9 protein-coding genes are annotated in these 11,467 nt (G+C 63.9%); 5 read left to right on the forward strand and 4 right to left on the reverse strand.

Annotated elements, in window-relative coordinates; genetic code table 11:
- Window positions 1-188: 188 nt before the first annotated feature.
- Both NKH91_RS07855 and NKH91_RS07860 read right to left on the reverse strand, forming a co-directional pair.
- Window positions 189-1,550, reverse strand: a complete 1,362-nt coding sequence (locus tag NKH91_RS07855) for a pilus assembly protein TadG-related protein (RefSeq protein WP_352845268.1) — start codon at window positions 1,548-1,550, stop codon at window positions 189-191.
- 319 nt (window positions 1,551-1,869) lie between these two features.
- Window positions 1,870-2,739 (reverse strand): transglutaminase-like domain-containing protein, encoded by an 870-nt coding sequence (locus NKH91_RS07860; RefSeq protein ID WP_352845269.1) that lies wholly within the window; start codon window positions 2,737-2,739, stop codon window positions 1,870-1,872.
- A gap of 177 nt (window positions 2,740-2,916) precedes the next feature.
- Here NKH91_RS07860 and NKH91_RS07865 point away from each other — a divergent pair, with 177 nt between their 5' ends.
- Complete coding sequence (locus tag NKH91_RS07865) at window positions 2,917-3,588, forward strand: HAD-IA family hydrolase (RefSeq protein ID WP_352845270.1); 672 nt, start codon at window positions 2,917-2,919, stop codon at window positions 3,586-3,588.
- A 33-nt stretch (window positions 3,589-3,621) separates the two neighbouring features.
- Here the strand turns inward: NKH91_RS07865 and NKH91_RS07870 are convergent, their stop codons facing one another.
- A complete protein-coding gene (locus NKH91_RS07870) occupies window positions 3,622-3,834 on the reverse strand; it encodes a DUF1674 domain-containing protein (RefSeq protein WP_023719727.1) in 213 nt (70 codons plus the stop codon).
- Between the two features lie 116 nt (window positions 3,835-3,950).
- On the opposite strand from NKH91_RS07870, the gene htpX reads away from it, so the two are divergent.
- From htpX to purH, 4 genes are all read left to right on the forward strand, one after another.
- Window positions 3,951-4,967, forward strand: a complete 1,017-nt coding sequence (gene htpX / locus NKH91_RS07875; RefSeq protein WP_352845272.1) for a zinc metalloprotease HtpX — start codon at window positions 3,951-3,953, stop codon at window positions 4,965-4,967.
- A complete protein-coding gene (locus tag NKH91_RS07880; RefSeq protein WP_352845274.1) occupies window positions 4,958-6,346 on the forward strand; it encodes an RsmB/NOP family class I SAM-dependent RNA methyltransferase in 1,389 nt (462 codons plus the stop codon). The genes htpX and NKH91_RS07880 overlap by 10 nt, the downstream gene beginning before the upstream one ends.
- A gap of 146 nt (window positions 6,347-6,492) precedes the next feature.
- The gene (locus NKH91_RS07885) at window positions 6,493-8,241 is read left to right on the forward strand and encodes a heparinase II/III family protein (protein ID WP_023719730.1); all 1,749 of its coding nucleotides are present in this window, start codon (window positions 6,493-6,495) and stop codon (window positions 8,239-8,241) included.
- 84 nt (window positions 8,242-8,325) lie between these two features.
- Window positions 8,326-9,942: a bifunctional phosphoribosylaminoimidazolecarboxamide formyltransferase/IMP cyclohydrolase gene (purH, locus tag NKH91_RS07890; protein WP_352845276.1), complete on the forward strand. Its 1,617-nt coding sequence runs from the start codon at window positions 8,326-8,328 to the stop codon at window positions 9,940-9,942.
- A 34-nt stretch (window positions 9,943-9,976) separates the two neighbouring features.
- On the opposite strand, the gene NKH91_RS07895 is transcribed toward purH, so the two are convergent.
- Complete coding sequence (locus tag NKH91_RS07895) at window positions 9,977-11,353, reverse strand: MFS transporter (RefSeq protein WP_352845500.1); 1,377 nt, start codon at window positions 11,351-11,353, stop codon at window positions 9,977-9,979.
- Window positions 11,354-11,467 lie beyond the last annotated feature (114 nt).

An 11,467-nucleotide genomic window follows, 5' to 3' on the forward strand; every position in this document is an offset into this window, starting at 1 on the left:
GTCGAGTGATTTCGTTTTCCAGAACGTGGCCTCAGCGGATTGCACTTTCGGGAAGCAGTCTTCCCGTTAAGGCGCGAGATGCGCGGCTGGCGACCAGTGTCGCCGCCAGGAACCGCGTCATGGACGGAAACACGGAAGGCCGCCGACTTCGCAAGAAGCGGCGGCCTTTTCCTTTGGGCTGTTGTCCCCTATCTGGTTACGGTCAACATCTCGACGTTGCGCCCTATATCCTGGAAAGCCTGGTTGAGTTCGGTTCCATTGGCCGCCTGATAAAAGTGCTTGATCTTGGCGGTGTCCGGGCTGGCGCAATCCTGGAGCGTCGCCTTGGCATTCGTTTCGTTTAGGTCAAACCCAATGGTGAATATCTCAATGCCCTTGTTGCGCATGGCAGCGCAGAGTGTCTTGGCGGCCGTGCGGGTCGGCTCCTTACCGGCGTCATTGTAAACGTCGCTCACCGTGCTCGCATCGAAGTAGGATAGGTTGAATTCGCCGTCGGTCATCAGGATCGCGATTTTGGCGACCTTTTTTGGATCCATCTTGGCCGGCCGTTGCGAAGTCCTCATGATGCTACCCCAGTTCTCCGACAGCATGTACCAGGTCCACTGCACGCCGATATGGCCGGCGGTGCCGCCGGATGCGACGAAATTCTTGATGACCGTCTTGAGCGCCGTCGCATCCGCCGTCAGCGGCATCAGCGTGGCGGCCGGGCAGGCGGCGGTGCCGGTTTGCCAAGCGAAGGACGACAGCAGGTAGTCGCGGTTGACCATGCTGGCGTCGGGGCCCGCGTCCGAATATTGATAGATCCCCTTGCGTTCGGTGGCGCAATTGTCCGGACGGATGAAGCCCGAGATATATTGCACGGCGTCATTGGCCGGCGCCTGTTTGCGTTGGCTGGTGCTGGTTTCCACATAGACGCTGCTGGGCGCAAGTGTACCCGCATTCACCGAATTTGCGTAAGGCACGATGGCAACCCGCACTCGTGGCTTGGAGGGGTCCTGACCGCCCAGGAAACTGTCGACGGCATTCGCCGCAGCCGTCCGCAGATCGATGATTTTCTGGCCGGCCATCGACCCGGTCACATCGAGCATCATTGCGACTTCGATCTGCTTGTCCGAATAGAGCGCCATCGTCGATGCGGGAACGCTTTGCATGCCACTCGTGCCGAAAAGCGGGAAATAGTAGCTGACATTGACATGGACATCCGCCTGAACCGTGTTTGCAGTCCGGTCGACGGTCAGCTTGTCGAGAACGATCTGGTTGTCCTGCAGGATACCCGCCGTGCTGTTGGCATCGAGAAAGGCCTGCACCGATTTGCTGGCGTCGGCCTCGCTGATGACGCCGGTTGTCAGGTCGCGCGCCGTCGAGGTGACCGCAGCGTCGACGACGCCTTGCAGGCTCGATTTCACATTGTAGAGTTGGGACACGTTGACGGCAAAGCCGACACTCAGCGCCAGCACCGAGCTGATTATACCAAACAGCACCGCGAAATTTCCGCTGCGATCCCCGGCAAAGCCGCCGATCGCCTGAACAAGACCCCCGAAACGCTGCATTCCTTCCGCCTCCATTCGCCACAGCCTGCAGCTGTCCGAAGGCGCATTGCAGGAATCCGGCCGGATCGCGCCGCCAGGCGCGAGAAAGCGAGCGGCTCTCGCTCAGGCCATTGTTTCCAAACGGTTTCAAGCGACGGCAAGGTAAACAGCCGGTAAATGAAAGTCGCGTCAGCGCGGCTTTGTTGACAAAGCGCTTACCATGATCAGGCTCGCAATTCAGGACGACTGGACTGCGTCCCAATCCGGTACAGACGAGATGTATCGAACCGGTTCAGCACGACCGCGGTAGCGGGAGATGGAAATCTGGACTGTGAAAGGACTATGCCAGCATCCGTGCGCTGACGGTCTTGTCGACGCCGCGATAGGGCGGCTTGAAGAGATTGCCTTCCTGCTCGTGCGTCCAGACCTTGAACCGGCTGAGTCGATGCGGGCCGAAACTATGCAGCAGCGGCACGTCGGTGGCGTCACGGCCGCGCGCTATGACGACGCGGCCGATCCTCGGCACATTGTGGCGAGGATCGAACGTGTACCATCTGCCGTCGAGGAACACTTCCACCCACGCCGAGAAATCCATCGGCGCCGGATCGGCGGGTACGCCGATATCGCCAAGATAGCCGTTCACGTAACGGGCCGGGATATTCATGCAGCGGCACAGCGTGATCGCCAGATGGGCAAAGTCGCGGCAGACGCCGACGCGCTCCTCATGCGCCTGCGCCGCCGTGCGGGTCGGGCGCGCATAGCCGTAGCCAAAGGACAGGCGGTTGTGGACATAGTCGACGATCGCCTGCACCCGCGCCCAACCCGGCGGAAGCTGGCCGAAAAGTTGCCAGGCGAGATCGCTGAGATGATCGGTCTCGCAGTAACGGCTGCCAAGCAGATAGCCGAGCACCTCGTCCGGCAATTCCGCGACCGGGACTTCCCCGGCCAGCGTGTTGACCTCGTCCGTCTCGCCACCGTCCTCGATCACCGCGTCATAGAGGATGCGAAAGCTTCCTGCCGGCGCCGTGAAGCGGCGGCAGCTATTGCCGAAAAGATCGTGGTAGACCCTGGTCGGCACGGATGGCGACGTCAGTACGCGCGTCTGCCGCTTGATGTCTGTCTGACGATCCCCGTGGATGTCGAGCAATGAAACGACCGGCGTTGGTGCAACGCATTCAATGCCAATTTCATAGCCGAGCCGAATCAGCATCGCCCTCCCCTGCGATCGTCATGAAAGATAGTGCTGGTCAACGCAGGAGAGTGCGCGCGGTTCCTTGCGAACGTCGAAAACGAGGTCTCGCGGCTTCCCATACGGACGCGGCAACGTTACGGTCGATCGATATGCTCCCTTCGAAATAATCCTTCCAAGATGACCCCGGGAAAACCGATGTTTGCAGGCAGAAAATTCGCGGCCTTCCTGTTCGATATGGACGGCACGATTCTCAATTCGATTGCCGCGGCGGAAAGGGTCTGGGCAGCCTGGGCGCACCGGCAAGGTCTTGACGTCGCTGCATTCCTGCCGACCATCCACGGCGTGCGGGCGATCGAGACCATCGGCCGGCTGGCGCTCCCAGGGATCGATCCTGCCCGCGAAGCCGATGCGCTTTTGCAGGCCGAAGCAGCCGACGTCGAAGGCATCCACCCGATTCCCGGCGCCGCGGCATTCCTGGCGTCGCTGCCGCCCGGGAGCTGGGCGATCGCCACTTCGGCGCCCCGTGAACTCGCTCTGCTGCGCCTGCAGGCCGCCGGCATTCCGGCTCCCGCCGTGATCGTTGCGGCAGAGGATGTCTCCCGCGGCAAGCCGGCGCCCGACTGCTTCCGGCTGGCGGCCGAACGGCTCGGCGTCGACGTGCGCGATTGCCTCGTCTTCGAAGACGCACCGGCAGGCATAGCAGCAGCCGAGGCCGCGGGCGCCGCGGTCGTCGTGATCAGCGCCACGCACCGGCATCCGTTGGAGACGCCGCATGCCGCCATCGCCGGCTATGACGCGATCGGCGTCGCCGTCGATGCCAGCGGCTGGATTGCCATCGAAGCGGAGCGGGCCGCCCAGCCTGCTTAGCTGGTACCCTGCTTAGCCAGCACCCTGCCTGGGCTAAAAGTCGCTGGTCAGGCCCTTGACCTCCCAGTCGCCGTAGCGGCCGGGTTCCTTGCCGCCGCGCCCACCGATCTCCCTCGGCAGCGTGGCTTCCTTCTCGCGATATTGCTCCCGCCGGGCCTCGGCCTCGGCCAAGGCGCGCCGGGCTGCCGGCGTCAGTGGCTTGTGCGGCGAGCCGTTAGCATGCGTTTGGCTGGTTTTGTCGATCATGCGATCTTCCGCTAGATTGAAACAGGCCCCGATTGAAACGGGAACCGCTGTTTCCCATCATATAGCGATGGGCCCACAAGGATCGACCCTTTTGTTGGGCCAGAACGGAGCAGACGATGAACACCCTTCGCACCGCCATGCTTTTGGCCGCAATGACGGCCCTGTTCATGGGTGTCGGCTATCTGGTCGGCGGATCCGGCGGCATGATGATCGCCTTGCTGATCGCCGCCGGCACCAATTTGTTCAGCTATTGGAACGCCGACAAGATGGTGCTGTCGATGCACCGTGCGATCGAGGTCAACGAAAGCAACGCGCCCGAATATTACGCCATCGTGAAGGGTCTCGCGCAACGCGCCGGCCTGCCGATGCCGAGAACCTATCTCATCGACAATCCTCAGCCCAATGCCTTCGCCACCGGCCGCAATCCGCAAAATGCCGCTGTCGCCGCCAGCACCGGCCTGCTCGAGCAGCTCTCACATGAAGAAGTCGCGGCGGTGATGGCGCATGAGCTTGCCCATGTGCAGCACCGCGACACGCTGACCATGACGATCGTCGCGACCTTTGCCGGCGCAATTTCGATGCTCGGCAATTTCGCTTTGTTCTTCGGCGGCAACCGCGACAACAACAATTCCTTCGGCATCGTCGGCGTGCTGGTGGCGATGATCGTCGCGCCCCTGGCCGCCATGATCGTGCAGATGGCGGTGAGCCGCACCCGCGAATACGAGGCCGACCGGCGCGGGGCCGAAATCTGTGGACACCCGCTGTGGCTCGCCTCGGCACTTGACAAGATCGCGCGGGGCGCCGAACGCATCCGCAACCCGGATGCCGAGCGCAATCCGGCAACCGCCCATCTCTTCATCATCAATCCTCTTTCCGGCGAGCGCATGGACAGTTTGTTTTCCACTCACCCGAGCACAGAAAACCGCATCGCCGCATTGCAGAGGATGGCGAGCGAGATGGCCGGCGCACCCGAAGCGGCCGCGACGCCAAAGCCGGCGCCGAAAGAGACCGGGCAGCAGCCGTCAGGTCCGTGGGACAGGGCCGCCCGGCCCGAGGGGCCGGTTGAGCCGGCCAAGCCGAGACCCAATCCCTGGGGACGCAATCCGACCGGACCCAAAGGTCCGTGGTCGTGAGCGCAGCACAACGCCGGCACGCAATTCCAGGTGATCGCGAGCACAATTCGGGCAGCGAGGCCGCAGCCGGTCTCGCCGCGCGCAAGGCAGCCGCGCGCCTGCTTGCCGCAGTCATCGACGCGAGAACGCCACTCGACGGGCTGACCGACCATGAAAACGGCCATCCGCAATACAAGGCGCTCGACTTGCGCGACCGCGCCCTGGTGCGCGCCATTCTGGTCACCGCCCTGCGCTACCGCATGACCATATCAGGCCTTTTGGCCCGCCGCCTGGAAAAGCCGCTGCCGCCCAACGCTACGGCGCTTTCGCACATCCTGCACGTGGCGGCGGCACAGATCCTGTTCCTCGATGTTCCCGACAGCGCCGCCGTCGACCTCGCCGTGACGCACGCCAAGTCCGATCCGCGCACGGCGCGCTTTTCCGGCCTCGTCAACGGCGTGCTGCGTACGCTGGCGCGGGCCAAGCAGGACGAGCTCGCGACCGCAATTGCCGCAACCGACGAGGCACCAAAATGGTTTTCCGACCGTTTGAAAACGGTCTACGGCCTCGACAAGGCCAGGCAGATACTGCTCGCCCACCGCCATGAGGCGCCGGTCGACTTCTCGGTCAAGTCGGACCCGGCGCTGTGGGCCGAACGGCTCGGCGGCTTCGTCTTACCGACCGGCACGGTGCGGGTCGAGAAGCTCAGCGCTTCCGTGACCGAACTGCCCGGCTTTGGGGAAGGCGCCTGGTGGGTTCAGGATGCAGCGGCCAGCCTGCCGGCCCGGCTGTTCGGCGACATCAATTGTTTGCGAATCGCCGACGTCTGCGCCGCGCCGGGCGGCAAGACCGCCCAGCTGATCCTCGCCGGCGCCCATGTCACTGCGCTCGACATGTCCAGAACGCGGCTGGCACGGCTGACGCAGAACCTCGAAAGGCTCGGCTTGGCCGCGGAGATCGTCGAGGCCGATCTGCTCAAATACGAGCCGAAGAACCGCTTCGACGCCGTCCTCCTCGACGCACCTTGCTCTTCGACCGGCACGGTGCGGCGGCATCCCGACGTTCCCTGGACGAAGACGGCGGCCGACGTCGAAAAATTGGCCGACCTGCAACGCCGGCTGCTTGCCCGCGCCATCACCCTGGTCAAGCCTGGCGGTCGCATCGTCTTTTCCAACTGTTCGCTCGATCCGCTGGAAGGCGAAGAGCTCTATCGCGACTTTCTCGCCGGCAATGCGGAGATCATCGACGACCCGCTTCGGCCAGGCGAGATTGCCGGCATCGACCCATTCCTGACGCCGCAAGGCACGTTGCGCACCACGCCGGCCGATCTGGAGCTTGGCTCACCGGCGCGTTCCGGGCTGGACGGTTTCTTTGCCGCCCGCATGCGCAGAGCCGGCTAAGGGCCGATCTTGAAGCGCCATCCGACTTCTTGGGGCGAGGAGGCATGGAAAACAGGCTGAACGGCCCCACTGCCGCGGAATTCGCCTTCGCACAAGTTCTTGAATCATATAAACTTGTGCTTGGGTGAGGACGATCAGGAGGGGTTTTGGCAATCGCTGCCGGTAACACGACGCGTCTGTGGACGCTTGTCGCGAGGGAGTTCTGGCGCAAGACGCGCCGGCGCTTGCGTGCCGGGCCACTCTATCGCTGGCGCTACTCCGGCCGCACGCCGGAGCGCGTCCTGATTGCCCCGCCGGACCTGCGACTCGCCGATCCTCAGATCGCACTCGAGATCTATTACGGCCGCTATCCGCTTTCGGGGCATCTGGTCGAGACCGGTGGCAAATCGCCCTTCCAGATCGACGTGCCCAATCCCGGCTGGCAAAAAACGCTGCATGGCTTTCGCTGGCTGCGCCACATGCGTGCCGCCAGCACGGAGCTCGCCGCCGCCAACGCGCGGGCGTTGGTTTCCGACTGGATTGCAATCCATGGCAGCCATATTTCCGGCGTCGCCTGGGAGCCCGGCACGACGGCCAAGCGTGTCATTGCCTGGCTGCAGCATTCCTCGATCGTGTTGCAGGGCGCCGAGTTTCCGTTCTACCGTGCGTTCCTGAAATCGCTTGCCGTCCAGATCCGCTATCTGCGCGCCATGGTGCGCGAGATGCCGGACGGCAAGGACAGGCTGCGCGCCCGCATTGCGCTGGCCTTTGCCGCTTTGTCGCTGCCGGCGCCGGCCTCGGCGCTGCGCGGTGCCACCCGCAATCTCGCCGAGGAGCTCGACCGCCAGATCCTGCCTGACGGCGGCCATATCTCGCGTAATCCGATGACCGTGCTTGAAATCCTCGCCGACCTTCTGCCATTGCGCCAGACATACGCCAATCAGGCCGAGACACCGCCGGCCGCCCTGATCGGCGCCATCGACCGGATGCTGCCGGCACTGCGCTTCTTTCGCCATCAGGATGGCAGCCTTGCCCGCTTCAACGGCATGGGCGCCACCATCCACGACCGCATCGCCAGCATCCTGCATCACGACGACACCGCCGGCGCACCACTGCTGCACGCGCCGCATTCGGGTTATGAGCGCCTGTCGATGGGTGGTGTCACGGTGATCGCCGATACCGGCCCGCCGCCGCCCGTCGACGTGTCCAATGCTGCTCACGCCGGATGCCTCGCCTTCGAATTGTCGTCGGGCCGCCAGCATTATATCGTCAATGCCGGCATAGACACCTATGGTGCCGCCGAGTTCCGGCCGCTTGCCCGCGCCACCGCCGCCCACTCCACCGCTACCATCAACGACACGTCGTCGGCGCGCTTCAACCACTCCTTGCGCGTCAACGACCTGCTCGGCACGCCTTTGATAGGCGGGCCGCAGCATGTGCCTTGCAAGCGCACCGACCAGAAGGGCAGCCAGGGCTTCATCGCCCGCCATGACGGCTATGTGGCGCGCTTCGGCTTCCTGCATGAGCGCGAGCTGAAATTGTCGACCGAGGGCAATGTGCTTGCCGGCAGGGACCGCTTCCTGCGGCCGGGCGGCGCTTCTATCCGCAACAATGGCCGTGATTTCGTTACAGTGCGTTTCCATGTCCATCCCGACATAAACGTGCTCCAGGATGAGCATGACCGTCTGGTGCTGACCGCCGACCACGCCGACACTTGGGTGTTTACCTCCACCGAAGTGGCACCCGAGGTCGAGGAATCGATCTATTTCGCCGGGCTTGGCGGCCCACGCCGCAGCCGCCAGATCGTGCTTGCCTTCAAGGCCTCGGAGATTCCCGAGGTCCATTGGCAACTGACGCGGACAATTATCGCCGGCCGTCAGGAAAAAGCTGAAGCTGGTGGCAACGGCAGACACTGATCAAGCCTTGCGGCTTGATTTCCGGGCCTCATATGCTACGGCCCGCGGACGCTCTCCAACCACACGTGGAAAGGCCGCCAGCCCATGGCCGTCGCCGCCAAGAATATTCCCGCGCCCGACCTTGTACCCATCCGTCGCGCGCTGCTCTCCGTCTTCGACAAGACCGGCCTGATCGATTTCGCCAGGGCGCTGGCTTCGGCCGGCGTCGAGCTGGTCTCGACCGGCGGCACGGCAAAGGCCCTCGCCGATGCGGGCATGGCGGTGCACGACGTATCCGAGCTCACCGGCTTTCCCGAGATCATGGACGGGCGCGTCAAGACGCTGCACCCGTCGGTGCATGGTGCACTGCTCGGCGTTCGCGACGATCCAGAGCACGCCGCGGCGATGCGCGACCACGGCATTGAGCCGATCGATCTCGTCGTCTCCAATCTCTATCCATTCGAGGAGGTGCGCCGCTCCGGCGCCGACTACGCCGCGATCGTCGAAAACATCGACATCGGCGGCCCGGCGATGATCCGTGCCTCGGCCAAGAACCACGCATACGTCGGCATCGTCACCGACCCTGACGACTATGCCTCGGTGCTCAACGCGCTGGAGATGAATTTCGGCTCGTTGTCGCTGGATTTCCGCAAGAAGTTGGCAGCCAAGGCCTTTGCCCGCACCGCCAGCTACGATGCGGCGATCTCGGGATGGTTCGCCGAGGCGCTGGAGATCGAGCATCCGACATGGCGCGCCTTCGGCGGCAGGCTGCAGTCGGTGATGCGCTACGGCGAAAACCCGCATCAGGGCGCCGGCTTCTATGTCAACGGCGACAGGCGGCCGGGCGTCGCCACGGCACGCCAGCTTCAGGGCAAGCAGCTTTCCTACAACAACATCAACGATACCGACGCCGCCTTCGAGCTGGTCGGCGAGTTCGATCCGACCCGCTCCGCAGCGGTAGCCATCATCAAGCACGCCAACCCGTGCGGCGTCGCCGAAGGCGCTTCGCTGCAAGCGGCCTATGCCAAGGCGCTGGCCTGCGACCCGGTCTCGGCCTACGGCGGCATCGTCGCCATGAACCGTATCCTCGATGCCGCAGCCGCCGAAGAGATCGTCAAGACCTTTACCGAAGTGATCATCGCACCGGAGGCGTCCGATGATGCAATCCGCATCATTGGCGTCAAGAAGAATCTACGCCTGCTGGTCACCGGCGGCCTGCCCGACCCGCGCGCGGCGGGCCTTGGCTTGAAATCGGTTGCTGGCGGCTTGCTCGTCCAGGGCCGCGACAATGCGGTGGTGGATGACCTCGAGCTGAAGGTGGTGACCCGGCGCGCTCCGACGCCGGCCGAAATGGCCAATCTGAAATTCGCCTTTCGCGTGGCAAAGCACGTCAAGTCGAACGCGATCGTCTATGCCAGGGACGGCGCCACCGTCGGCATCGGCGCCGGCCAGATGAGCCGTGTCGATTCCTCGCGCATCGCCGCGCGCAAGGCGCTCGACGCGGCCGACGCTGCCGGTCTGACGGAGCCTTTGACCAAGGGCTCGGTCGTCGCCTCGGATGCCTTTTTCCCGTTCGCGGATGGGCTTTTGTCGGCAATCGAAGCCGGCGCCACCGCCGTCATCCAGCCCGGCGGCTCGATGCGCGACGACGACGTCATCGCCGCCGCCGACGCTCACGGCATTGCCATGGTCTTCACCGGAGTGAGGCACTTCCGGCATTGAACCCCCTCCCCCTGTGGGAGAAGGGAAGAGCAGCTCACTCCGCCGGCCGATCCGCCGGATAGGGCGTGCCGATCAGGATCGCCATGCCTGCGCCGAGGAACAGCACGATCGCCGCCATTCCGAGCCGCGCCGAGCCGCTGGCCAGGGTGATCGTGGCCACCATGAAGGGCGCTGCAAAACTTGTTGCCCGACCGGCCAGCGCATAGATGCCGAAATAGCGGCCGGATTCGGCTGCGGAGACGCTGCGCGCCATGTAGGAGCGCGACGATGCCTGCACCGGCCCGAAGGCAAGCCCGATCAGCAGGCCGTAGAAAATGTAGGCTTTTTCCGCCGCCGTGCCGAACAGTCCGCCGCCGTCCAGTCCGGGCATCACCCAGGCGCCGAACAGCGTATAGCCCGGGCCGGTCGAGACGATGCCGATCGTGGCAATGCTCAGCATGACCAGCGAAATCATCACTATGGTCTTGGAACCCAGTGCAGTGTCGAGGCGTGCGGCAACCACGCAGCCGACGATGGCAACGACGTTGAGGATGATGCCGAACAGGCCGATCTCTGTGATCGACCAATGGAACATTGCCGCCGCAAACGTTCCGCCCAGCGCCAGCAGCGCGTTGACGCCGTCCTGATAGATCATGCGGGCGACGAGAAAGCGAAAAATACCGCTGCGCTTGCTTACTTCGGCTAGCGTCGACTTCAGTTCCGACAGGCCCTCGCGCACCGCCGGCCCGATTGGAATGCCTTTGATCGCATCAGGCGTGAAAAAGAACATCGGCAGGATGAACAGGAAATACCAGGCCGCCGACAACGGTCCGGTGGCGCGCGCGTCCTCGCCGAGCCTGGGGTCAAGGCCGAAGATCGGGTCGAGCCCGACGACGGTCTTGCCGGTTTCAGGCGAGCCGGCCATGACGGTAACGACGAAGATTAGCGCGATCATGCCACCGAGATAGCCGAGCCCCCAAGCCATGTTCGAGATCCTGCCGATGTCGCTCTTCGGCACCAGGCGCGGCATCATCGAGTCATTGAACACGGTCGAGAATTCAGCCGCGACCGATGCCAGCGAGAACAACGCCACGACCAGAAAAAGGTTGGAGCCGGGCGCGGCGAACCACAGCAAGGTGAGGCTGGTGATCTTGACCGCGGCGAAGAAGGCTATCCACGGTTTGCGTGGTCCGGTCTGATCGGCGATCGAGCCGAGGATCGGCGACAAAACGGCGATGACGAGGCCGGCGGCGGCGATGCCGTAGCCCCAGGCCGCTTGCCCGGTCTCGGGATTGCTGGCCATTCGCGAGACGAAATAAGGACCGAAGATGAAGGTGGTGACGACCGTGAAGAACGGCTGGGCCGCCCAGTCGAACAGCATCCATCCCCAGATGCCGCGTCCCGACGCACGCTGCACTGCCACCTCAGCCATGTCCCCTCCGCTGGAGCTCTCCATGCCGATCGAATCGGCATGATGCTCCGTCTTCTTGTTGAGCACGATCTTGTCCAAAAGCCGATCGTTACGTTCGCGATCATGCTCCGGGCG

This window comes from Mesorhizobium sp. M0894, assembly GCF_040319725.1.
GTDB lineage: Bacteria > Pseudomonadota > Alphaproteobacteria > Rhizobiales > Rhizobiaceae > Mesorhizobium.

Excerpts from the sequence above, each read along its gene's own strand:
- NKH91_RS07865 (WP_352845270.1), top strand. The coding sequence starts at position 2,917 with ATGTTTGCAGGCAGAAAATTCGCGGCCTTCCTGTTCGATATGGACGGC.
- purH (WP_352845276.1), top strand. The coding sequence starts at position 8,326 with ATGGCCGTCGCCGCCAAGAATATTCCCGCGCCCGACCTTGTACCCATC.
- NKH91_RS07870 (WP_023719727.1), bottom strand. The coding sequence starts at position 3,834 with ATGATCGACAAAACCAGCCAAACGCATGCTAACGGCTCGCCGCACAAG.
- htpX (WP_352845272.1), top strand. The coding sequence starts at position 3,951 with ATGAACACCCTTCGCACCGCCATGCTTTTGGCCGCAATGACGGCCCTG.
- NKH91_RS07855 (WP_352845268.1), bottom strand. The coding sequence starts at position 1,550 with ATGCAGCGTTTCGGGGGTCTTGTTCAGGCGATCGGCGGCTTTGCCGGG.
- NKH91_RS07895 (WP_352845500.1), bottom strand. The coding sequence starts at position 11,353 with ATGGCTGAGGTGGCAGTGCAGCGTGCGTCGGGACGCGGCATCTGGGGA.
- NKH91_RS07860 (WP_352845269.1), bottom strand. The coding sequence starts at position 2,739 with ATGCTGATTCGGCTCGGCTATGAAATTGGCATTGAATGCGTTGCACCA.